This is a genomic window from Microbacterium sp. MRS-1 (assembly GCF_000585455.1).
Lineage (GTDB): Bacteria > Actinomycetota > Actinomycetes > Actinomycetales > Microbacteriaceae > Microbacterium > Microbacterium laevaniformans.
Genome location: NZ_JAUF01000058.1, coordinates 14,633 through 37,102, shown reverse-complemented (window position 1 = coordinate 37,102; position 22,470 = coordinate 14,633). Strand labels below are relative to the sequence as shown.

Here is a 22,470-nt window from a genome sequence, read left to right as displayed (position 1 = left end):
ACTCTAGACGCGGGGGCGGACACCGGAACTTTCAACCCGATCACTTCCGAAGGTGGACGATGACCGCTGAGAACTCCCCTGTCGACGACGGCATGGATTGGGCGCGTCAGCGCGGCATGGGCGCCCTCGCCGAGAAGATGGGCATCGAGTTCACGGAGTTCAGCATCGAGCGCTCTGTCGCGACCATGCCCGTTGAGGGCAACACGCAGCCGGTCGGACTGCTGCACGGCGGTGCGTACGTCGTTCTCGGGGAGTCCCTCGGCTCGATGGCCGCCAACCTGCACGCGGGGCCCGGGCGACTCGCCGTCGGCGTCGACATCAACGCGACCCACACGCGATCCGCCACGAGCGGCGTCGTCACCGGGGTCTGCACGCCGGTTCATCTCGGCCGTAGCCTCACGGTCCACGAGATCGTCGTGACCGACGATCAGGGGCGGCGCTGCTCGACGATCCGCATCACGAACATGATCAGGGAGCGCTCGGCATCCTGAGCCGGCGCCCCCGCACGAGGTGGCGGCTCAGCCCTTCTTGGGCGAGAGCTGCTCGATGATCGCCTTGGCGACGTCCTGCATCGTCAGTCGGCGGTCCATCGACGCCTTCTGGATCCAGCGGAACGCCTCGGGCTCGCTCAGGCCCATCTTCTCGTTGAGCAGGCCCTTGGCGCGGTCGACGAGCTTACGGGTCTCGAAGCGCTCGACCATGTCGGCCACCTCGGCCTCGAGCGTGATGATCTGCTCGTAGCGCGCGAGGGCGATCTCGATCGCCGGCAGCAGGTCGTTGGGGGTGAACGGCTTGACCACGTAGGCCAGGGCGCCGGCCTCGCTGGCCCGCTCGACGAGCTCCTTCTGGCTGAACGCAGTCAGCAGCACGACGGGGGCGACGTGGTTCTTGCTGAGCTTCTCGGCGGCGCTGATGCCGTCCAGGACGGGCATCTTCACGTCCATGATGACGAGGTCCGGGCGCAGCTCGGTCGCCAGCTGCACGGCGGTCTCCCCGTCGCCGGCCTCCCCCACGACGTCGAAGCCGTTGTCGCGGAGGATCTCGACGATGTCGAGGCGGATCAGCGATTCGTCCTCGGCGACGACGACGCGTCGCGGGGAGGATGCCGTGGGAGTCGTGCTCGGTTCCTGCTCAGTCACCTTTGAATCCTACGGTATGGTCAATCCCGGACGTGCGCTGATGAACGTCCGCGTGCGCCGGTGTGGCGGAATGGCAGACGCGACCGACTCAAACTCGGTTGTCTTCGGACGTGTGGGTTCGACTCCCACCACCGGCACGGAAGATGCGGTGCCCATGGGCGCCGCATCTTGCGTTGCGGTGGTGTCGTGGTGGGACGCGCGTGTGGGTGGGCCCACGCGGCCGGAGGCTCCGCGCGCCGCGGAGCGGCGTGTGGAGGGGCCGTGGGGACGACCCCCCCACCGGCGCGCAACGCAGAGGGCGGATGCCGGCGATCCCGGCATCCGCCCTCTGGTGTCTCTGCGACCTACTTCTCCGACTGGTAGATCGGCGCCTTGCCGTGAACGGCGTCGCCGATCCGGTGCACCCGGATGTCGTTGGTCGAGCCGATGATTCCGGGAGGGGAACCGGAGATCACGACGACCTTGTCCCCTTCGGTGGCGAGGCCCTGGCCGAGGAAGAACTCGTCGACCTGCATGAACATCATGTCGGTGTGCGCGACGTGCTCCACGAGCGTCGACTGCACGCCCCACGTCAGCGCCATGCGGCGGCGGATGGCCGGGTCGACGGCGAAAGCCATCATCGGGATGCCGGGGCGCAGGCGCGACATGCGGCGCGCGGTGTCGCCGGACTCCGTGAAGATGGCGATGTACTTCGCCTCGATGAACTCCGCCACCTCGTTCGCGGCGAGGGTCAGGATGCCGCCCTGCGTGCGGGGCTTGGCGCTGAAGGGACGGATCCGCTCGAGACCGTGCTCCTCGGTCGACTCGACGATGCGGGCCATGGTCTGCACCGTCACGACCGGGTAGTCGCCGACGCTGGTCTCACCGGAGAGCATGACGGCGTCCGCGCCGTCGAGGACGGCGTTGGCGACGTCGGAGGCCTCGGCGCGCGTGGGCACCGGGGCGTGGGTCATCGACTCGAGCATCTGCGTCGCGACGATGACGGGCTTCGCCATCCGGCGGCACATCTCGACAGCGCGCTTCTGCACGACCGGCACGGCCTCCAGCGGAAGCTCGACCGCGAGGTCACCGCGGGCGACCATGATGCCGTCGAACGCGTCGATGATCTCCTCGAGATTGTCCACCGCCTGCGGCTTCTCGATCTTGGCGATCACGGGGACCTTGCGTCCCTCCTCCGCCATGATCTCGTGCACGCGGGTGATGTCGGCGGCGTCGCGCACGAACGACAGCGCGATGAGGTCGGCGCCGGCCTGGAGACCCCAGCGCAGGTCCGACTCGTCCTTCTCGGAGAGAGCCGGGACGCTGACGGCGACGCCCGGAAGGTTGATGCCCTTGTTGTTGGAGACGGTGCCCGCCACGATGACCTTGGTCGTGACGACGGGGCCGTCGACGCTCTCCACCTGGACGCGCACCTTGCCGTCGTCGATGAGGAGGAAGTCACCGGGCTTCACGTCGCCGGCGAGGCCCTTGAAGGTGGTGCCGACGAGGTCGCGCGTGCCGACGACGTCCTCCGTGGTGATGCGGAACGTGTCGCCGACAGCGAGGTCGTGAGGTCCGTCGCTGAACTTGCCGAGGCGGATCTTTGGGCCCTGCAGGTCGACGAGGATGGCGACGGCGCGGCCCGCGTCGTCGGCGGCCTTGCGCACGTTCGCGAAGCGGACTTCGTGCTCGGCGTACGAGCCGTGGCTCAGGTTCATTCGGGTGACGTCCACGCCCGCATCGATGATCGCGCGGATCATCTCATACGATTCGGTGGCCGGACCCAGGGTTGCGACGATCTTCGCGCGTCTCACTGAAGACTCTCCGGTCTCTATGGGTTGTTCGGGGGTGATTTCAGCCTACGCGGGCTGAAGGCCGATCGCGACGTCGGTCGGGCGCACCGGTGACGGCAGGCTCGTGCGTCCCATGAGGTACTCGTCGACGGCCGCCGCCGCGGCGCGACCCTCCGCGATCGCCCAGACGATCAGGGACTGTCCACGACCGGCGTCTCCGGCGACGAACACGCCGGGCGCGGTCGTCTGGTAGTCATCGCCGCGCTCGACGTTGCCGCGGCCCGTGAACACGGTACCGAGCTGCGATTCGAGTTCGGTGCGTTCGGGGCCGGTAAAACCCATCGCGATGAGGATGAGGTCAGCGGGGATCTCGCGCTCGGTGCCGCTGCGAGGTACCCGGCGGCCGTCGGGCAGGTATTCCGTCTCCGCAACGCGGAGAGCGCGCACCTCTCCCGCCTCGTTGCCCAGGAACTCCACCGTCGAGGCCAGGAAGCTGCGCTGCCCGCCCTCCTCGTGTGCCGAAGAGACCTCGAAGACGGTCGGCGTCATCGGCCACGGCTGGTGGTCGGGCCGGTTCGCCGGCGGCTGCTTGCCGATGGCGAGGTTCGTGACGCTGAGCGCGCCCTGGCGGTGCGCGGTTCCGATGCAGTCCGCACCGGTGTCACCGCCGCCGATGACGATCACGTGCTTGCCCTCGGCGTGGATCTGCTGCGGAACCTGGTCGCCGGCGACGGCCTTGTTCGACTCGATGAGGTACTCCATCGCGAAGTGCACACCGGCCAGGTCGCGCCCGGGGATGGCGAGCTCGCGCGGGAGTGTGGCTCCCGTGGCGATGACGACCGCGTCGTAGCGGGCACGCAGATCGCTCCAGGAGATGTCCTTGCCGATCTCGACGCCCGCGCGGAATCGCGTGCCCTCGTCCTGCATCTGACGCAGGCGTGACTCGAGGTGGCGCTTCTCCATCTTGAAGTCGGGGATGCCGTAGCGCAGCAGACCGCCGATGCGGTCGTCACGCTCGTACACGGCGACGGTGTGGCCGGCGCGCGTCAGCTGCTGGGCAGTGGCGAGTCCGGCCGGGCCCGAGCCGACGACCGCGACGGTCTTGCCGGTCAGGCGTGCGGGCGGCTCCGGCTCGACCCAGCCGTTCGCGAACGCCTCGTCGATGGTCGAGACCTCGATCTGCTTGATCGTGACCGCCGGCTGGTTGATACCGAGCACGCACGAGCTCTCGCACGGCGCCGGGCACAGCCGCCCCGTGAACTCCGGGAAGTTGTTCGTGGCGTGGAGGCGCTCGATCGCGGCGCGACCCTCGCCGCGCCAGGTGAGGTCGTTCCACTCCGGGATCAGGTTGCCCAGCGGGCAGCCCTTGTGACAGAACGGGATGCCGCAGTCCATGCAGCGGCCGGCCTGACGACGCAGGACGGCGGTGTCGCCCGGCTCGTAGACCTCTTTCCAGTCCATGATGCGCACGGGAACCGGCCGGCGCGCCGGGAGCTCGCGCTCGGTGGTCTTCAGGAAGCCCTTCGGGTCAGCCACCGGTCACCTCCAGGATGCGGGTCCAGACGACGTCGCTGTCGGGGTCGAGCCCCTCGGCGGCAGCCTCCTGGCGGGTCTGCAGTACCGCGGCGTAGTCGCGCGGCAGGACACGGACGAAGTTCGCGGCCTCGGCCTCGAGATCGTCCAAGAGAGCGGCTGCGAGCACCGAGTCGGTCTCGGTCACGTGCCGTTGAAGGAGATCGCGCAGGATCTCGACGTCACCCGAACCCATCTCCAGCAGTTCGAGTTCGCCGCTGGCGAGCGCCTCGCGGTTCACGAGAGCGCGGTCGAGCTTGTAGATGTACGCGGTGCCGCCCGACATGCCGGCTCCGAGGTTGCGCCCGGTCGGTCCGAGGATGACGGCCAGGCCGCCGGTCATGTACTCGAGCGCGTGGTCGCCGACACCCTCGACGACGGCGGTCGCCCCCGAGTTGCGCACGAGGAAGCGCTCCCCCACCACTCCGCGCAGGAACAGCGTGCCCTGCGTGGCGCCGTAGCCGATCACGTTGCCCGCGATGACGTTCTGTGCCGCATCGAAGGTTGCGCCGCGGGGCGGGCGGACGATGATCTCGCCTCCCGACAATCCCTTGCCGACGTAGTCGTTCGAGTCGCCCTCGAGTCGCAGGGTGATGCCCGACGGCAGGAAGGCGCCGAAGGACTGACCGGCCGAGCCGGTGAGATTGATCTCGATGGTGCCCGCCGGCAGGCCGTGCTCGCCGTGAGCGAGGGTGACCCGGTTGCCGAGCATCGTGCCCACGGCACGTTCGGTGTTGCGGATCGGCAGGTCGATGGAGAAGTGCCCGCCGTGGGCGATGACGTCCTGAGCGCGCTCGATCAGCGGTACATCGAAGTGATGGTCCAGCTCGTGCTCCTGGTTGCGCAGGTGGCGACGCGGCACGTCCTGGGCGAACGCCGGGCCCTCCAGGATCGGCGTCAGATCGAGTCCGCTGGCCTTCCAATGGTCGATCGCGCCGTTCATGTCGAGCATCTCGGAGTGGCCGACGGCCTCTTCGATCGAGCGGAAGCCCAGCTCGGCGAGGTACTCGCGCACTTCCTGCGCGAGGAACTCCATGAAGTTGACGACGAACTCCGGCTTGCCGGTGAAGCGGCTGCGCAGCACCGGGTTCTGGGTCGCCACACCGACCGGGCAGGTGTCGAGGTGGCAGACGCGCATCATGATGCAGCCCTCGACCACGAGCGCGGTGGTGGCGAAGCCGAACTCCTCGGCGCCCAGCAGCGCGGCGATCACGACGTCGCGGCCGGTCTTGAGCTGACCGTCCGCCTGCACCACGACACGGTCGCGCATGTCGTTCAGCATGAGCGTCTGCTGCGTCTCGGCCAGACCCAGCTCCCACGGCGTGCCGGCGTGCTTCAGCGAGTTCAGCGGGCTCGCGCCCGTGCCGCCGTCGTGCCCCGAGACGAGGATGACGTCGGCGAGAGCCTTCGCGGTTCCCGCCGCGACGGCCCCGATGCCCGACTGGCTCACGAGCTTGACGTGAACGCGCGCCTTCGGGTTCGCACGCTTGACGTCGAAGATGAGCTGCTTGAGATCTTCGATCGAGTAGATGTCGTGGTGCGGCGGGGGCGAGATGAGGCCGACGCCGGGGGTGCCGCCGCGCGTCCGCGCGATCCACGGGTAGACCTTTCCGGGAGGCAGCTGGCCTCCTTCGCCCGGCTTCGCCCCCTGGGCGAGCTTGATCTGGATGTCGTCGGCGTGCGTGAGGTACATGCTCGTGACACCGAAACGCCCCGAGGCGACCTGCTTGATGGCGCTGCGACGCTGCGGGTCGAGGAGGCGCTCGACATCCTCGCCGCCTTCACCCGTGTTCGACTTCGCCCCGATCGAGTTCATCGCGATGGCGAGGGTCTCGTGCGCTTCTTTCGAGATCGAGCCGTAGCTCATCGCACCCGTGGAGAAACGCTTGACGATCGAGGAGACGGGCTCCACCTCGTCGATCGGTACGGGCGGACGCACGCCGGTCTTCAGTCGGAACATCCCGCGCAGCGTCTTGAGCTCTGCCGCCTGGTCGTCGATGAGCTTCGTGTACTCCCGGAAGATGTCGTAGCGCCGCGTGCGCGTCGAGTGCTGCAGGCGGAAGACCGTGTCGGGCGTGAACAGGTGCGGTGCACCGTCGCGGCGCCACTGGTACTCGCCGCCGGTCCACAGCCGCTCGTGTGCGCGTGCCGCGCCGTCCTCGGGATACGCGTAATCGTGGCGGGCCTGGTTCTCGACCGCGATCTCGCGCACCCCGACGCCGCCGAGTTTCGTCTCGGTACCCGTGAAGTACTTGCGGACGAACTCCTCCGACAGGCCCACGGCCTCGAAGACCTGGGACCCGGCATACGACGACACCGTGGAGATGCCCATCTTCGACATGATCTTCAGCACGCCCTTGCCGAGCGCGTAGATGAGGTTCTTGACGGCCTTCTCGGGGGTGATCCCCGTGATGAACCCGGCCCGAACGAGGTACTCGACGGTTTCCATCGCCAGGTACGGGTTGACGGCCGAAGCGCCGTAGCCGATGAGCGTGGCGACGTGGTGCACCTCGCGCACATCACCGGCCTCGACCACCAGGCCCACCTTCATCCGGTTCTCCTGGCGGATGAGGTGGTGGTGAACGGCCGACAGCATGAGCAGCGACGGAATCGGCACCAGGTCCTTGTTGGAGTCGCGGTCGCTCAGGATGATGAACTCGGCGCCGTCGGCGATCGCGGCGTCCACCTCGGCGGAGATCTCCTCGAGGCGGCGCTCGAGCGCGTCCTCGCCGTGCTCCAGGTGATACAGGCCGCGGATGGTCGCGGAGCGACGCCCGGGCAGTGCCTTGTCGATGTTCTGCAGCTTGGCGAGCTCGTCGTTGTCGATCACCGGGAAATCGAGGGTGATCGTGCGCGTGTGCTCGGGGCCCCACTCCAGGAGGTTGCGCTCGGGGCCGAGCCCGAGGGCGAGCGAGGTCACGACCTCTTCACGGATCGAGTCCAGCGGCGGGTTGGTGACCTGCGCGAACTGCTGCACGAAGTAGTCGAACAGCAGGCGCGGACGCTCGCTGAGCACCGCGATGGGCGTGTCCGATCCCATGGCGCCGAGCGGCTCGGCGCCGGTCTGACCCATGGGCGTGAGAAGGATGCGCACCTCCTCCTCGGTGTATCCGAAGGTGCGCTGACGGCGCGTGATCGAGGCGATCGGGTGCACGATGTGCTCGCGCTCGGGCAGCTCCTTCAGGCGCACGCGACCGGCATCCAGCCATTCCTGCCACGGCTGCAGTGCGGCCAGCTCAGCCTTGACCTCGTCGTCCTCGATGATGCGACGCTGGGCGGTGTCGACCACGAACATGCGTCCGGGGCGCAGACGCCCCCGGCGCTTGATGCGCTCCGGGGCGAAGTCGAGCACACCGGTCTCGCTGCCGATGACGACGAGTCCGTCGGTGGTCTCCGTCCAGCGACCCGGGCGCAGACCGTTGCGGTCGAGCGTCGCGCCGACGAGGGTGCCGTCGGTGAAGATGAGGGCGGCGGGGCCGTCCCAGGGCTCCATCTGCATCGAGTGGTACTCGTAGAACGCGCGGAGATCCGGCGCGATGTCGGCCTGCTTCTCGTAGGCTTCCGGCACCATCATCATCACCGCGTGCGGCAGGCTGCGTCCCGTCAGGGTGAGCAGTTCGAGCACCTCGTCGAAGGATGCCGAGTCGCTCGCGCCCTCGGTGCAGATCGGCAGCAGCGGGCGGATGTCGCCGATCAGCTCGGACTCGAGCTGCGACTGACGGGCGCGCATCCAGTTGCGGTTGGCGCCGACGGTGTTGATCTCGCCGTTGTGGGCCAGCATGCGCAAGGGCTGCGCGAGCGGCCACGACGGGAACGTGTTGGTCGAGTAGCGCGAGTGCACGACCGCCAGCTCGCTCTGGAAGCGCTCGTCCTGCAGGTCGGGGTAGAACGGCTCGAGCTGGAGGGTCGTGACCATGCCCTTGTAGCCGAGCGTGCGCGCGCTGAGCGACACGAAGTAGGCGTCATGCTCGCGGCGGGCGCGCTTGCGCAGCCGGTAGACGCGGCGGTCGAGGTCGATCCCGCTCAGGGCGGGAGCGTCGCCGACGGCGGGGCGTGACACGAACAGCTGCTCGAAGTGGGGTCGCGCCTCGTATGCCAGCTTGCCGAGGTGCTCCTGCTCGGTCGGCACGTCGCGCCAGCCGAGCACCGTCAAACCCTCGGTCTCGGCGATGCGCTCGACGCCCGCCTTGATGTCGGCGCGGGCTGCCTCGTCGAGCGGAAGGAACGCCATGCCGGCGGCGTACTGCCCGACCGGGGGCAGCTCGAAGTCCACCACGGCGCGCAGGAACGCGTCGGGCATCTGCGTGAGGATGCCGGCGCCATCACCGGTACCGGCGTCGGAGCCGATGGCCCCGCGGTGCTCGAGGTTGCGCAGCGCCGTCAGCGCGAGCTCGACGATGTCGTGGCCCGGCTCTCCGCGCAGCGTGGCGACCATCGCCAGGCCGCAGGCGTCCTTCTCGAACGCGGGGTTGTACATCCCCTGCTTGGCAGGGAAACCCGATGCGGGGCGCATCTCGGGTTCTTCGTGGGTCTTCTCACGACGGGGGCTCGAAGCCATGGCAACCGTCCTCATGGTCAAACTGATCGGGGACGACGTCGGCCCTGGGCATTCAGCGGAGTTGTATTCAGCGGAGGAGAAGTCGAAGCATCGTGCGCATCGGGGCGGTGCTACTTCGACGTGACAGTGCTTGTGGCTGCGTCCGCGATGGATTCGGCTGTCGGGGGTGCGCTGACGTCCACGAATTCATCGGTGTTCTGCGATTGTACAGCCCCGCCCCGCTCACGACCGCGCATGTACGGCGACGGCTCGAAGCCCGGGTGGCGGCGGGTCTGCACGGCGAAGATGACGATTCCCACCAGCACGCCGAAGATCGCCGCCCAGACGTTGGTGCGCAGACCGAAGAACACTTCGCTCGGGTCGATGCGGATGCTCTCCCAGACGATGCGACCTGCGCTGTACCAGACGAGGTAGAACGCGAACAGGCGACCCCACTGCAGGCGGAAGCGGTGACCAGCCCACAGCAGCACGATCACGCCCATCGTGTTCCAGATCACCTCGTAAAGGAAAGTGGGGTGGAAGAGCGTTCCGGCGGGGAGGCCGACCGGCCAGGCCGGGTTCGGGTAGTCGATCTGCAGGCCCCAGGGCAGATCGGTGGGAAGCCCGTACAGCTCCTGGTTGAACCAGTTTCCGAAGCGGCCCAGCGCCTGCGCGAGCAGCAGGCCCGGAGCGAGCGCGTCGGCGAAGGTCCAGAACCGGATGCCGGTCCACTTGCAGCCGAGCCACGCGCCGATCGCGCCGCCGATGAGCGCGCCGAAGATCGCGATGCCGCCGTCCCACACGTTCCAGATCGCGTCGCGCACGAACGGGTTCCACCACTCGCGTCCCTGCTCGAAGTAGAACCCCCAGTGGGTCACGACGTGAAAGGCGCGCGCGCCGATGATCGCCAGGGGCACGGCGAGCAGGCAGATGTCGATGACGACCCACGATTCCGCGCCACGCTTGGTGAGACGGTGGTTGGTCATGAAAGCCGCGACGACGATGCCCGCGAGGATGCACAGGGCGTAGAAGTGAATCGTCAGCGGGCCGACCTGGAAGGAACTGATCGGCGGGCTCGGGATGCTGGCGACGACGGAGGCGGAGGAAAGCACGAGGGGCAGTCTACTTCGCCGCCGGTGCCGTCACGTGTCGCCGCGGAGGCGTCAGCGCCCGGCGCCGGCCGTCAGGGCGCGGGTATCTGCGGCGAGGGCCTCCACGCCCCCGTCGCGCAGCGCCCGGACGAGGGCCGTTCCCACGATCGCGCCGTCCGCGTACTCCAGGACGCCGCTGACCTGCTCGGGCGTCGAGATGCCGATGCCGACGCAGGCGTGGTCGACACCGAAGGTGCGCAGTCGCGCCACGAGCGTGCGCGCCGCGGCATCCAGCTCGGCGCGTTCGCCCGTGATACCCATCGTCGACACCGTGTAGACGAAGCCGGTCGACGCCGCGGCGATCATGCGCAGTCGCTCGTCGGTCGAGGTCGGGGCGGCCAGGAAGACGCGGTCGAGACCGGTGCGCTCGGAGGCGGCGATCCAGTCCGGTGCGGAGTCGGGGGTGATATCGGGCGTGATCAGACCCGCGCCGCCGGCGGCAACGAGGTCGTCGGCGAAGCGGTCCACGCCGTACTGCAGGACCGGGTTCCAGTACGTCATCACGAGGATGGGGACATCGACCCGGTCGGCGATGGCCCGCACCGCGGTGAAGGTGTCGCGGAGGCGGAATCCCGCCGCCAGCGCGGCCTGTGTGGCCTCCTGGATGACGAGACCGTCCATGACGGGGTCCGAGTAGGGCGGGCCGAGCTCGAGGACGTCGGCGCCGTTGTCCGCGAGCGCCACGGCGGCGTCGATGCTCGTCTGCAGGTCGGGGTAGCCGAGCGGCAGGTAGCCGACGAAGGCGCCGCGACCGTCCGCCTTCGCCGCGTCGATCGCGGCCGCCACGCGCGAGGTCATGCCTCTGCCCCCTCGTCGTAGAGGCCGAACCAGCGCGCAGCCGTGTCCATGTCCTTGTCGCCGCGTCCCGACAGGCTGACGGCGATGAGGGCGTCGGGTCCGAGCTCGCGGCCCAAGCGCAGGGCGCCCGCCAGCGCGTGCGCGGACTCGATCGCCGGGATGATGCCCTCCGTCTGCGACAGCAGGCGCAGCGCGTCCATCGCCTCGGCATCCGTCGCCGGAATGTACTCGGCGCGGCCGATGTCGGCGAGCCACGCGTGCTCGGGACCGACACCCGGGTAGTCGAGGCCGGCGGAGATCGAGTGGGACTCGACCGTCTGGCCGTCCTCGTCCTGCAGGACGAACGTCTTGGCGCCGTGGAGGATGCCGGGTCGGCCACGCTCGATGGATGCCGCATGCTTGGGCGTGTCGACGCCGTCGCCGGCCGCCTCGACGCCGTAGAGCTTGACGCCGTCGTCATCGAGGAACGCGTCGAACATGCCGATCGCGTTGGAGCCGCCGCCGACGCAGGCGACGACCGCATCGGGCAGGCGTCCCGTTTCGGCGAGCAGCTGTGCGCGGGCCTCCTCCGAGATGATCTTCTGGAAGTCGCGCACCATCGCCGGGAACGGGTGTGGACCCGCGGCCGTGCCGAAGATGTAGTTGGTCGTCTCGACGGATGCCACCCAGTCGCGGTAGGCCTCGTTGATGGCGTCCTTCAGGGTGCGCGATCCGGTCGTGACGGGGATGACCTCGGCGCCCAGCAGCCGCATGCGGGCGACGTTGAGCGCTTGGCGCTCGGTGTCCACCTCGCCCATGTAGACGGTGCATTCGAAACCGAACAGGGCCGCTGCGGTCGCGGTTGCGACGCCGTGCTGACCGGCGCCGGTCTCGGCGATCACGCGATTCTTACCGAGTCGCTTCGTCAGCAGCGCCTGACCGATGACGTTGTTGATCTTGTGCGAGCCGGTGTGGTTCAGATCCTCGCGCTTCAAGAAGATGCGCGCGCCTCCGGCATGCTCGGCGAAGCGGGGCACTTCGGTGAGAGCCGACGGCCGGCCCGCATAGGAGTGCAGCAGGCTTTCGAATTCGGCGGCGAAGGCAGGGTCGGCCTTGGCCGCTTCGTACTCCGCCGTCAGCTCGTCGATGGCGGCGATGAGCGACTCGGGCATGTACCGCCCCCCGAAGTCGCCGAAGAAGGGTCCGTGCTGGTCGCGCAGGCTCATGATCCGGCCTCCAGGAAAGCGTGCAGGGTGGTCACGGGGTCGTTGGTGACGAGCGCTTCGCCGATGAGCACGACATCGGCGCCGTCGGCGCGGTAGTGCGCGACGTCGGCCGGCGCGAGCACTGCCGACTCGGCGATCTTGATGGCGTCGGCGGGGAAATGCTCCGCGAGCGAGCCGAAGAGGTCGCGGTCCAGCTCGAACGTGGAGAGGTTGCGGGCGTTGACGCCGATGAGCTTCGCTCCGAGGTCGCCGGCGCGGTCGAGCTCCTCTCGCGAGTGCGTCTCGACGAGGGGGGTCATGCCCAGCTGCAGGACCAGCTCGTGCAGCTGCCGCAGCAGGGGCTGTTCGAGCGCGGCGACGATCAGCAGCACCAGGTCGGCCCCGGAAGCCCGCGCCTCCAGAACCTGGTAGGGCGTCGCGATGAAGTCTTTGCGCAGCACCGGCAGCGCGACTCGCTGCTTGACGGCCTCGAGGTCGGCAAGGGAACCCTTGAACTTCCGCTGCTCGGTGAGCACCGAGATCGCCGACGCGCCGCCTTTCTCGTACAGCGACGCCTGCAGGGCCGGGTCGGGAATGGCCGCGAGGTCGCCGCGTGACGGACTGGCGCGTTTGACCTCCGCGATGATCTTCACGCGCTCGGCGGGTGCGAGAGCGGCGCGGGCATCGAGAGCGGGCGCCTGCGCGAGAGCGTCGCGCTCGACGTCGCGGAGCGGACGTGCGTCCTCCCGCGACCGGGCATCCTCCACCGCGCCGGCCGTCAGGCCATCGAGCATGTCAGTGCTGCTTCGGGGCGTACTTCGGACCCTTGGCGCCGTAGCCGGCCTTCGCCATGCCCCAGCCGACGAGCGCGCCCACGACGAGCAGCCCGGCGGAGGCCCAGACGAGCGCCGGCATGTCGAACCAGTAGAAGACCGTGCCGAGCGTGACGGCCAGCAGCATGATGACCACAGCCGTCCAGGCGGCGGGCGAGTGTCCGTGGCCGGGGTCGTCGATGCTGTTGCTCATGGTGCTCCTCGGTCTCATTCGGGGGTTACCCGCCAGTCTAGCGGGCGGTGGGATCGTCGCCGTGCGACAGGTCGTCCCAGGAGTCGATCGCGTCGTGCGGGCGCGACGCGGCCGCGCCCGATGCCGCTGGCGTCGCCGACGCGCTCGCGGCGTCGGTGCGGTATCGGCGTCCGCTCCCGCGCCACCGGTGCGACGTCGCGAGGGTCAGGATGCCGCCGGCGCCGATCAGCGCACCCGCGACGACGGTGAGCCAGGGCCACGGGGTCGCCGTGATCGCGGCCACGAGCCCGGCGATCGCCTCGGTGCCCGACAGCCCCGTCGCCGTCGTCACGGCCGCGGCGACGGCATCCACCGGGTGCTCGATCGCGACGCGCGCCGCACCGACGAGCAGGGTGCCGCCGATGACCATGGCGACCGCGCCGAAGGCGTAGCGGAGCACGCGTCCGACGACGGTCAGCGCGAGCCCGAGGGCGAGTGCGGCGAGGCTGAGAGGTGCCAGCAGCGTGAACGCCTTGGCACCGGCCACCGTCAGCGACGCCGTCGCGCCGGCATCCAGCGCGACGTCCAGCCACGTCTGCGTCGAGGAGATGATCGCGAGGGCGCCACCGGCGATGATCGCCAGAACGGCGTAGCTGCGTGCACGTGCGGTCACGACGCGTCGCCGTCGGAATCGAGGGGTGCGAACGAGACGAGGGGCGAGAGATCGTCGGCGTCGAAGCAGGTGTGATCGCCGGTGTGGCAGGCGGCACCGATCTGCTCGACGGCGATCAGCAGGGTGTCGCCGTCGCAGTCCAGCCGGGCGCCGCGCACGTACTGCGCGTGACCCGACGTGTCGCCCTTGCGCCAGTACTCCTGGCGGGAGCGCGACCAGAATGTCACCCGTCCCTCGGTGAGCGTGCGGCGGAGGGCTTCGGCGTCCATCCAGCCCAGCATGAGCACGTCGCCCGTGTCGTGCTGCTGGATGATCGCCGGGACGAGCCCGTCCGCGTTGAAGCGGACGCGGTCGATGCGAGCGTCGTCGACGGCGCTCATCGGCGCACCTCGATCCCGTCCGCCGTCAGCGCGTCCTTGACGTCGCCGATCGTCAGCTGCCCGGAGTGGAAGACGGATGCCGCGAGCACGGCGTCGGCTCCGGCGTGCACGGCCGGGGCGAAATGGTCGACGCTGCCGGCACCGCCGGAGGCGATGACGGGAACCGGCGACAGCTCGCGCATGAGGCCGACAAGTTCGAGGTCGAAGCCGTCCTTGGTGCCGTCGGCGTCGATCGAGTTGACGAGCAGCTCGCCAGCGCCGCGGTCGATGGCCTCGCGTGCCCAGTCAAGGGCGTCGAGGCTCGTCGCGGTGCGGCCGCCGTGGGTGGTGACGACGAAGCCGGAGCGTGTTCCGGGCGCGCGCTTGACATCGAGCGAGAGCACGAGCACCTGCGCACCGAACCGGTCGGCGATCTCGCCCACCAGGTCGGGACGGGCGATGGCTGCAGAGTTGACCCCGACCTTGTCGGCGCCCACGGCGAGCAGTCGAGCGACGTCATCGGCACTGCGCACTCCCCCGCCGACGGTCAGCGGGATGAAGACCTCCTCGGCGGTGCGGCGCACGACGTCGTAGGTCGTCGATCGGTCGTCCACCGTGGCGGTCACGTCGAGGAAGGTCAGCTCGTCGGCACCCTGAGCGAAGTACAGGGCGGCCAGCTCGACCGGATCGCCCATGTCGCGCAAGTTCTCGAAGTTCACGCCCTTGACGACGCGGCCGGCGGCCACGTCCAGACAGGGGATGACCCGTCGTGCGAGCGACATGTCAGAGCCTCGCGTTGTGGATCGCGGTCACCAGGATCGCGCGCGCGCCGATCGCGTACAGCGCGTCCATCACCTGGTTGACCGTCTTGCGGGGGCTCATCACCCGCACGGCGACCCATTCGGGATCGCGAAGCGGCGAAATCGTGGGCGACTCGATACCGGGAGCGATCGCGACCGCCTCGTCGACCAGCGACGCCGGGAGGTCGTAGTCGATCAGGACGTAGCGTCGGGCCACCATCACGCCCCGCAGGCGCCGCAGGAGCGTCTCGGTGCCCTCGGCCTCGGACGGGGCTCCGATCAGCACGGCCTCCGACTCCAGCAGCACGGGGCCGAAGATCTCCAACCCGGCTTGGCGCAGCGTCGTTCCCGTCGAGACCACGTCGGCGACGGCATCGGCGACGCCCAGCTGCACCGCCGACTCGACCGCGCCGTCCAACGGCACCAGGTCGACCGCGACTCCCTGCTCGTCGAGGAAGCCGTCGACCAGCCCCGGGTACGCCGTCGCGACCCGCAGGCCCTCGAGGTCGGCGACGTGCGCGAAGCGCCCGGGAGGGCCGGCGAAGCGGAACGTCGAGCCGCCGAAGCCCAGCTGCTCGATCTCACGGGCACCCGGCATCCGGGCGTCGAGGAGCAGGTCGCGGCCGGTGATGCCGACGTCCACGGCGCCGGAGCCGACGTAGGTCGCGATGTCCTTGGGGCGCAGGTAAAAGAACTCGACCTCGTTGATCGGGTCGATGACGTGGAGATCCTTGGGGTCGCGACGGCCGGTGTATCCGGCCTCCGCGAGCATCTCGGCGGCGGTGTCGGCGAGCGACCCCTTGTTCGGCACGGCGATGCGCAGCATGGGTAAAGGGCTTTCGGTGTCGGGACGAGCGGAGGCGGGAGCGCGCTCAGAGATGTCGGTAGACGTCCTGCAGCGTGAGGCCCTTGGCGAGCATCAGCACCTGCAGGTGGTACAGCAGCTGCGAGATCTCTTCGGCGGTCTCGTCGTCGGACTGGTACTCCGCGGCCATCCAGACTTCCGCGGCCTCTTCGACGATCTTCTTGCCGATGGCGTGCACGCCGCGATCGAGCTGCGCGACCGTGCCGGAGCCTTCGGGACGGGTCTCGGCGGTCGTCGTCAGCTCCGCGAACAGGGCGTCGAACGTCTTCACCCTCTCAGGCTACCGGTCCTCGGCGCGCCCGCGCGCCGCCAGCAGCGGGCGGCGGTGCTCAGTGACGGTGATGCTCGGTGGCGAGGCTCCGCAGCGCGGCGATGGCCCGGTCGGGCTCGTCGGCGCCGAAGACCGCGGACCCTGCGACGAAGGTATCGGCCCCGGCCTCGGCAGCCTGGGCGATCGTCGACTCGGAGATGCCGCCGTCGACCTGCAGCCACACCTGCGAGCCGCGCCGGCGCGCCTCGTCGTGCAGACGCGCGAGCTTGGGCATCTGATCGGCCATGAAGGACTGGCCGCCGAAGCCCGGCTCGACGGTCATCACGAGGATCTGGTCGAACTCGTCGAGCACGTCGTACAGGCCTTCGACCGGTGTCGCGGGTTTGACGGCGACGCCGGCTCGCGACCCGATCGCGCGGATCCTGCGGGCCAGAGTCACCGGGTCGGTCGCCGCTTCGAGATGGAAGGTGACGGATGCCGCGCCAAGCTCGGCGTACCCGGGCGCCCACCGGTCGGCATCCGAGATCATGAGGTGGACGTCCAGCGGCACGGGGCTCGTCGCCTGGATGCGCTCGACCATCTGCGGACCGAACGTCAGATTCGGCACGAAGTGATTGTCCATGACGTCCACATGCACGAAGTCGGCGGTCGCGATGCGCGCCAACTCCGCCTGCATGTTGACGAAGTCGGCGGCCAGGATGCTGGGGTTGATGCGGATGTCGCCGGTCACGGCACCACCCTAGTCGGCGCCGCGATCACCGCTTGCGCAGCAGAGAGATCGACATCGCGTCCGTGCCATGGCGGTGCGGCCACAGCTGTGCACGGCCCGACCCGTCCGCCGGGGCGGCGAGGTCGATCGGGCTCTCCGAGACCCGCTCCACGACGGCGCGTGCGTCGAGCTCCTCGAGGGCATCCCCGAATCGGTGGCGGGCATCGGCGACGATCGCCGCCGTCTCGGCGAGATGCGGCGAGCACGTCACGTACGCGACCACTCCCCCCGGCCGGAGCGCCTCGACGGCCGCGGTGAGCAGTCCCGCCTGCAAGGCGGCGAGCTCGGGCACATCCGAGGGCTGTTTGCGCCAGCGTGCTTCGGGACGACGCCGCAGAGCACCGAGTCCGGTGCAGGGCGCGTCGACGAGGATGCGGTCGTAGCGTCCCCGTCCTGCCCGCGTGCGTCCGTCTTCCTCCGACACGGGAACGTGCAGCGGAACCGCCGCGATCGAGTCGCGCACCAGCCCCGCGCGGGCCGGTGAGAGCTCATTGGCTTCGAGGGCGGCGCCGTGCGCGAGAGCCTCCGCCGCGAGCACCGCGGTCTTTCCGCCCGGCGCCGCGCACAGATCGAGCCAGCTCTCGCCGGCTGCCACGGGAAACGCACGCGACAGCGCCAGTGCGGCGAGCTGCGAGCCCTCGTCCTGCACGCGGATGAGGCCCCCGGATGCCGCGACCAGCGCGCCCGGATCGCCTCCCGGGGAGCGGAAGCCGAGGGGCGAGTACGGGGTGAACGTCGCCTCGGCGGGTCGCTCTGCCAGTCCGGGCAGCGCGGCGAGGGTGACGACGGGTCCGGCGTTGTCCGCCGCCAGCAGCTCTTCCAGTTCGTCCGCGCGCCCCTCGGCGGCCAGCGCCCGGCGGAAGGCGCGGATCACCCACACGGGATGCGCGAAGCGCACCGCCAGGCGCTCATCGTCGGAGCGCGCGGCGGCGGCCAGGTGGTCGTCCCACTCCTGCGGCGTCCGCTCGCTGACACGGCGCAGGACCGCGTTGGCGAACCCGGCGGCCGGGGCGCCGACGGCCTTCCTCACCTGCCGGACCGTCTCGTTGACCGCGGCGTGCGCCGGCGTGCGCATCGCGATGAGCTGGTGCACTCCCAGGCGGAGGGCATCGCGCACGGCGGGATCGACGTCGGCGATCGGCCGGCGTGCGGCATCCGCGATGATCGCATCGTAGGTCCCGAGACGGCGGAGGGTCCCGTAGGTCAACTCGGTCGCGAGCCTCGCGTCCGGCCCGGCGAGCCCCGCCCGCGCGATCGCGCGCGGCAGCAGGAGGTTGGCGTACGCGTCGGTCTCGTCGACGGCGCGCAGGACGTCGTAGGCGACCCAGCGCGGCGACGCGCTCACGAGGCCACCTGCGCGCCCGGCAGCTCCACGCGGGGATCGTCGAGGCGCAGACCGCGCCACCAATCGCCCGCCGCCATCGCGCCCTTGCCCGCCGGCTGGACGGTCTTCAGCACGACCGTGGTGCCCTCCCCCGCCGCCAGCAGCACGTCTTTGCCCGAGACGCTGAGCACTCCCGGCGCGAGGTCGGTGTCCGGCCCGCGATGCGCGGCCAGGATCTTCAGCCGCGCGCCGGCGATGCCGACGTGGGCGCCGGGCTCGGGCGTCGTGCCGCGGAAGCGGTCCAGGACGACATCGGCGGGGCGAGTCAGATCGAGCGCGCCGTCGGCGATCGACAGCTTCGGAGCGAGCGTCGCCGCACCGCGCTGAGGGACGGCGCGCGCCGTCCCCGCGGCGATCTCGTCGATCACCCGGGCCAGCAGTTCGGCGCCCGCATCGGCCAGGTCCGTCAAAACCTCCCCGGCCGTCGCGCCGCGGGGGATGTCGTAGCGCACCTCGCCGAAGACGTCGCCGGCATCGAGTGCGGCCACCAGCTGGAAGACGCTGGCGCCTGTCGTGCGGTCGCCCGCGATGAGGGCGTGCTGGACCGGGGCGGCGCCGCGCCACCGCGGCAGGAGCGAGAAGTGGAGGTTGATCCAGCCGTGACGCGGCATCGACAGGAGCGGTTCGCGTACCAGCCCGCCGTATGCGACGATGACGCCGAGATCCGGTGCGAGCGTCTCGACGGCGCCGGTGGCCTCGGCATCCAGTCGATCCGCCTTGATCACCGGAGTCCCGAGGGGTTCCGCGGCCGCGGCGACGGGAGACGGCGTGAGAACGCGCTTGCGGCCGAGAGGGGCGTCGGAGCGGGTCACCACCCCGACGAGATCGTGGGCGGATGCCGCGACCGCCCGCAGCGACGGAACAGCAGGCGCCGGGGTGCCGGCGAAGACGATACGCATGGGATTCCTCGGATGACGAAGGCGATGGTGGCGAGAGGACGTCACAGGTCCAGTTCGGGGACGTCGAGCCGCACCCGCAGTGTAGTGCGGGTGCCCGGGCCGCTCCGGTTCCGCGCGCGCTGGGCGGCACGCCGACCACGGAGCGCCTCGGCGACCACGGCGGCGCGGAGCGTCTCGGCGACGGTCCTGCCGTGCGCGTAGTCGAAGCGGACGAGCGCACGCACCAGATCGTCACCGACGGGCACGGGGCCCAGGATCGACCCGGGCGTCGCCGGGAGCGTCGGGACGGCGTCTCGGAGGTCGCTGAGGGCGCCCTCGACCGCGGTGAGGGTCCCCTCGACCGCGGCGACCCGGACGACCGGCGGCATCGCGAGCGGTCCGCGATCGGCCAGCTCCGCGCGCGCGTACGCGGGCTGCGTCCACGTGGCGAGGGCGCGCGCCACCGGCCCGGCGACACCCACGAGGTGCACGGGGGCTTTCGGAGCGGCGAGAGCGGCCGCGTTCGACCACCAGCGCAGCGCCGATTCGCCGATGCGCAGCTGCTCGGCCAGCAGCATGCGATCGCCGTCCAGCAGGATCACCGCCCGGTAGCCCCCCACCGCGTGCGGTTCGGCGCCGCGTGTCGCGATGACGAGGGCGGGGCGCGCCTCGACGCGGGTGACGGGGTGGGCGCCGTCGGCGACGATGACGCGCGTGTTCGGAAAGGCGCGGCCGAGCTCGTCAGCGGTGCGCTCGCTCCCCGACGACGCCATGCGCAGCTTCGCGGCGCCGCACTGCACGCACGTCCACGCCGGATCGGATCGACCGCACCATCCGCAGTCGGGAGTCGCCCCCGGTCGACGGGCGTGGAGCGGACCGGTGCAATGACGGCAGCGGGCCGGCGTGCGGCACTCGGCGCACACGAGCACGGGAGCGTAGCCGGGCCGAGCGACCTGGACGAGGACGGGGCCTTCTCGCAGGCCGTCCCGGGCGGCGGCAAAGGCGCTGGAGGGCACGCGCGCCCCGTGCGACTCGCCTTCGCGCGTCGCCGAGAGCACGACCGTGGGGCTCGCGCGGCGTGCCGCCGGCAGCTCGCGCACCCACCCCAGCTGTACGAGTCGCTCGACGTCGGTCGTGCGCGTATGGCCCGCGAACACGAGCGACGACCCTTCCAGCTCTTGGCGGATGAGTGCGGCGTCGCGAGCGTGTACCCCCGGGCTGAGCGGTTCGGCGAGCAGCGGGTCGCCGTCGTCCCAGACGATCACGCAGGCGGTGTCGTGCGCGGGCGCGTACACCGTCGAGCGATTGCCGACGACGATGCAGGGCCTCGGGGTGCGCAGGCGCAGGTAGGCGGCGTACCGTTCCGGCCCCGAGCGTCGGGCGTCGTCGCGCACGATCGCATCCTCGCCGACGTGGGCGGCGAGCACCGCGAGGAGCTGGTCTTCATCACGGTGATCGGGCACGACGACGACGGTGCTGCGGCCGGCTCCGAGCTGGCGCACGGCGATCGCCGCGAGCAGTTCGGCCCAGGCGCCGATCGGCAGCTCCGTGCTCGGGCGGGGCGGCGCATCGAGGGCCAGTCGCTCCGCGGCGGCGACGGCGTCGGCGAGCCCCGGGTACGGGCTCAGGACGGTGTCGGCCCACGCCGCGGCATCCGCGGTGACCGGTGATGCCGTCGGCGAGGGCTCCGTGTCGGATGCCGCGGCCTGCGCCGCCAGCCATGCCTTCTCCGCCCTCACCATGCGCTTCGGGATGACGAGCCTCAGGATGTCGCTGGCGGAGCCCGCAGCGCGATCTGCGGCGCGCCGGGCGAGCGCGTAGAGCTCCGGGGTGAGGACCGGGACCGGCGACACGATCGCGTCGAGTTCGGACAGCGGGCGCTCGGGCGCCTCCGCGGCGACCACGTACACCAGGTAGCCGTCGACGACGCGCCCCGCGGTGCGCAACGGCACGCGCACGCGCACCCCGGGCACGGCGTCGCCGATGAGCTCGGCCGGGACTTCATAGTCGAAGAGCCGGTCGAGCTGCGGCAGAGGCGAGTCGATGAGGACTCGGGCGACGACGATCACGGACGCGCGTCAGAGACCGGCGGCGGCGCGCAGCTCCTCGACGCGGTCGGTGCGCTCCCAGGTGAACTCCGGCAGTTCGCGGCCGAAGTGCCCGTAGGCGGCCGTCTGCGCGTAGATGGGCCGCAGCAGGTCGAGGTCGTCGATGATCGCCTTCGGACGCAGATCGAACACCTCGCGGATGGCTGCCGTGATCTTCTCATCCGACACGTGCGCGGTGCCGAACGTCTCGACGTAGAGCCCCACCGGCTCCGCGCGGCCGATCGCGTAGGCGACCTGCACCTCGAGGCGGTCGGCGAGACCCGCGGCGACGGCGTTCTTCGCGACCCAGCGCATGGCGTAGGCGGCGGAGCGGTCGACCTTGGACGGGTCCTTGCCGCTGAAAGCTCCTCCGCCGTGACGGGAGGCGCCCCCGTAGGTGTCGATGATGATCTTGCGGCCGGTGAGCCCGGCGTCGCCCTTGGGGCCGCCGATGACGAAGGGGCCCGCGGGGTTGATCACGTACCGCACGTTCGATACATCCAGCCCCGTCGTGGCGAGGATGGGGTCGATGACCTCGGCCTGGACGGCGGCGCGCAGCGCCGGGAGGGAGATGTCGGGGTTGTGCTGCGTCGAGAGCACCACGGTGTCGACGGTGCGGGGCACGTGACCGTCGTAGCCGAGCGTGACCTGGGTCTTGCCGTCGGGGCGGAGGAACCCTAGCGCGCCGGAGCGTCGGGCGTCGGTGAGCCGCTCGGCGAGACGGTGGGCCGTCCAGATCGCCATCGGCATGAGCTGCGGCGTCTCGTTCGTCGCGTAGCCGAACATGATGCCCTGGTCTCCCGCGCCGAGCGCGTCGATCGGGTCGACCGAGCCCCCTTCCCGGTGCTCGATCGCGTTGTCGACACCGGCGGCGATGTCTCCCGACTGCTCACCGATCGAGACCGTGACGCCGCACGAGTCGCCGTCGAACCCGGTCTCGCTGGAGGTGTAGCCGATGCGGTTCACGACACGGCGAACGATGCCGGGGATGTCGACGTAGCCGTCGGTGCGGACCTCACCTGCGACATGGACGAGGCCGGTCGTGACGAGGGTCTCCACCGCGACGCGACTGCCGGGATCGACCGTCAGCAGGGCGTCGAGGACGGAGTCGGAGATCTGGTCGCAGATCTTGTCCGGGTGGCCCTCGGTGACGGACTCGGACGTGAACAGACGCAACGCGCTCATCGGGGCTCCAGACACATGGGATACTCGACAATCATGCCCGT

The 22,470-nt window shown here is 70.3% G+C and carries 20 protein-coding genes and 1 tRNA gene; 2 read left to right on the top strand and 19 right to left on the bottom strand.

The genetic code is table 11. The features are described 5' to 3' along the window. The first annotated feature begins 59 nt into the window (after positions 1-59). Positions 60-491: a hotdog fold thioesterase gene (locus AS96_RS10630; RefSeq protein ID WP_005055257.1), complete on the top strand. Its 432-nt coding sequence runs from the start codon at positions 60-62 to the stop codon at positions 489-491. A 27-nt stretch (positions 492-518) separates the two neighbouring features. Here AS96_RS10630 and AS96_RS10625 read toward each other — a convergent pair whose 3' ends face one another. Continuing rightward, a complete protein-coding gene (locus AS96_RS10625) occupies positions 519-1,139 on the bottom strand; it encodes an ANTAR domain-containing response regulator (protein ID WP_005055255.1) in 621 nt (206 codons plus the stop codon). A 56-nt stretch (positions 1,140-1,195) separates the two neighbouring features. Here AS96_RS10625 and AS96_RS10620 point away from each other — a divergent pair. After that, positions 1,196-1,276: transfer RNA gene (locus AS96_RS10620), tRNA-Leu, on the top strand. Positions 1,277-1,483: 207 nt separating this feature from the next. On the opposite strand, the gene pyk is transcribed toward AS96_RS10620, so the two are convergent. The 18 genes from pyk to metK form a co-directional block, all read right to left on the bottom strand. Next, entirely contained in the window at positions 1,484-2,932 is a 1,449-nt protein-coding gene (gene pyk / locus AS96_RS10615; protein ID WP_036289494.1) for a pyruvate kinase, read from the bottom strand. A 45-nt stretch (positions 2,933-2,977) separates the two neighbouring features. Next, complete coding sequence (locus AS96_RS10610) at positions 2,978-4,447, bottom strand: glutamate synthase subunit beta (protein ID WP_036289492.1); 1,470 nt, start codon at positions 4,445-4,447, stop codon at positions 2,978-2,980. Continuing rightward, the gene (gene gltB, locus AS96_RS10605; protein WP_036289490.1) at positions 4,440-9,041 is read right to left on the bottom strand and encodes a glutamate synthase large subunit; all 4,602 of its coding nucleotides are present in this window, start codon (positions 9,039-9,041) and stop codon (positions 4,440-4,442) included. Before gltB ends, AS96_RS10610 begins: the two co-directional genes overlap by 8 nt. 110 nt (positions 9,042-9,151) lie before the next feature. Next, positions 9,152-10,132 carry a prolipoprotein diacylglyceryl transferase gene (gene lgt / locus AS96_RS10600; RefSeq protein ID WP_036289488.1) on the bottom strand — a complete coding sequence of 327 codons (981 nt, stop codon included), beginning with the start codon at positions 10,130-10,132 and terminating at the stop codon, positions 9,152-9,154. A gap of 51 nt (positions 10,133-10,183) precedes the next feature. Further along, positions 10,184-10,969 (bottom strand): tryptophan synthase subunit alpha, encoded by a 786-nt coding sequence (gene trpA, locus AS96_RS10595; RefSeq protein ID WP_036289486.1) that lies wholly within the window; start codon positions 10,967-10,969, stop codon positions 10,184-10,186. Continuing rightward, the gene (trpB, locus tag AS96_RS10590; protein WP_036289484.1) at positions 10,966-12,174 is read right to left on the bottom strand and encodes a tryptophan synthase subunit beta; all 1,209 of its coding nucleotides are present in this window, start codon (positions 12,172-12,174) and stop codon (positions 10,966-10,968) included. The genes trpA and trpB overlap by 4 nt, the downstream gene beginning before the upstream one ends. Beyond that, entirely contained in the window at positions 12,171-12,947 is a 777-nt protein-coding gene (gene trpC, locus AS96_RS10585; RefSeq protein ID WP_036289481.1) for an indole-3-glycerol phosphate synthase TrpC, read from the bottom strand. Before trpC ends, trpB begins: the two co-directional genes overlap by 4 nt. 1 nt (position 12,948) lies before the next feature. After that, complete coding sequence (locus AS96_RS10580; protein ID WP_036289479.1) at positions 12,949-13,179, bottom strand: DUF6704 family protein; 231 nt, start codon at positions 13,177-13,179, stop codon at positions 12,949-12,951. A gap of 37 nt (positions 13,180-13,216) precedes the next feature. Further along, on the bottom strand, positions 13,217-13,831 hold the full coding sequence (locus AS96_RS10575) for a Trp biosynthesis-associated membrane protein (RefSeq protein WP_036289477.1): 615 nt from the start codon (positions 13,829-13,831) through the stop codon (positions 13,217-13,219). Then, positions 13,828-14,211 carry a phosphoribosyl-AMP cyclohydrolase gene (gene hisI, locus AS96_RS10570; RefSeq protein ID WP_036289475.1) on the bottom strand — a complete coding sequence of 128 codons (384 nt, stop codon included), beginning with the start codon at positions 14,209-14,211 and terminating at the stop codon, positions 13,828-13,830. The genes AS96_RS10575 and hisI overlap by 4 nt, the downstream gene beginning before the upstream one ends. Further along, positions 14,208-14,972 (bottom strand): imidazole glycerol phosphate synthase subunit HisF, encoded by a 765-nt coding sequence (hisF, locus tag AS96_RS10565; RefSeq protein ID WP_036289474.1) that lies wholly within the window; start codon positions 14,970-14,972, stop codon positions 14,208-14,210. The genes hisI and hisF overlap by 4 nt, the downstream gene beginning before the upstream one ends. Before the next feature lies 1 nt (position 14,973). Then, on the bottom strand, positions 14,974-15,816 hold the full coding sequence (gene hisG / locus AS96_RS10560; RefSeq protein ID WP_036289472.1) for an ATP phosphoribosyltransferase: 843 nt from the start codon (positions 15,814-15,816) through the stop codon (positions 14,974-14,976). 46 nt (positions 15,817-15,862) lie between these two features. Continuing rightward, positions 15,863-16,126, bottom strand: coding sequence for a phosphoribosyl-ATP diphosphatase (locus AS96_RS10555; RefSeq protein ID WP_005055234.1), 264 nt, complete (start codon positions 16,124-16,126; stop codon positions 15,863-15,865). 58 nt (positions 16,127-16,184) lie between these two features. Further along, on the bottom strand, positions 16,185-16,856 hold the full coding sequence (gene rpe / locus AS96_RS10550; RefSeq protein WP_036289470.1) for a ribulose-phosphate 3-epimerase: 672 nt from the start codon (positions 16,854-16,856) through the stop codon (positions 16,185-16,187). 25 nt (positions 16,857-16,881) lie between these two features. Beyond that, on the bottom strand, positions 16,882-18,240 hold the full coding sequence (locus tag AS96_RS10545; protein WP_036289468.1) for an RsmB/NOP family class I SAM-dependent RNA methyltransferase: 1,359 nt from the start codon (positions 18,238-18,240) through the stop codon (positions 16,882-16,884). After that, positions 18,237-19,178: a methionyl-tRNA formyltransferase gene (fmt, locus tag AS96_RS10540; protein ID WP_036289466.1), complete on the bottom strand. Its 942-nt coding sequence runs from the start codon at positions 19,176-19,178 to the stop codon at positions 18,237-18,239. Before fmt ends, AS96_RS10545 begins: the two co-directional genes overlap by 4 nt. Before the next feature lie 41 nt (positions 19,179-19,219). Continuing rightward, on the bottom strand, positions 19,220-21,226 hold the full coding sequence (locus AS96_RS10535; RefSeq protein ID WP_036289464.1) for a hypothetical protein: 2,007 nt from the start codon (positions 21,224-21,226) through the stop codon (positions 19,220-19,222). A 9-nt stretch (positions 21,227-21,235) separates the two neighbouring features. Next, complete coding sequence (gene metK / locus AS96_RS10530; RefSeq protein ID WP_036289462.1) at positions 21,236-22,429, bottom strand: methionine adenosyltransferase; 1,194 nt, start codon at positions 22,427-22,429, stop codon at positions 21,236-21,238. Positions 22,430-22,470 lie beyond the last annotated feature (41 nt).

Coding starts and splice junctions, on each gene's coding strand:
- AS96_RS10630 (WP_005055257.1), top strand. CDS start 60: ATGACCGCTGAGAACTCCCCTGTCGACGACGGCATGGATTGGGCGCGT.
- gltB (WP_036289490.1), bottom strand. CDS start 9,041: ATGGCTTCGAGCCCCCGTCGTGAGAAGACCCACGAAGAACCCGAGATG.
- trpA (WP_036289486.1), bottom strand. CDS start 10,969: ATGACCTCGCGCGTGGCGGCCGCGATCGACGCGGCGAAGGCGGACGGT.
- trpB (WP_036289484.1), bottom strand. CDS start 12,174: ATGAGCCTGCGCGACCAGCACGGACCCTTCTTCGGCGACTTCGGGGGG.
- trpC (WP_036289481.1), bottom strand. CDS start 12,947: ATGCTCGATGGCCTGACGGCCGGCGCGGTGGAGGATGCCCGGTCGCGG.
- AS96_RS10580 (WP_036289479.1), bottom strand. CDS start 13,179: ATGAGCAACAGCATCGACGACCCCGGCCACGGACACTCGCCCGCCGCC.
- hisI (WP_036289475.1), bottom strand. CDS start 14,211: ATGAGCGCCGTCGACGACGCTCGCATCGACCGCGTCCGCTTCAACGCG.
- hisF (WP_036289474.1), bottom strand. CDS start 14,972: ATGTCGCTCGCACGACGGGTCATCCCCTGTCTGGACGTGGCCGCCGGC.
- hisG (WP_036289472.1), bottom strand. CDS start 15,816: ATGCTGCGCATCGCCGTGCCGAACAAGGGGTCGCTCGCCGACACCGCC.
- fmt (WP_036289466.1), bottom strand. CDS start 19,178: ATGCGTATCGTCTTCGCCGGCACCCCGGCGCCTGCTGTTCCGTCGCTG.
- metK (WP_036289462.1), bottom strand. CDS start 22,429: ATGAGCGCGTTGCGTCTGTTCACGTCCGAGTCCGTCACCGAGGGCCAC.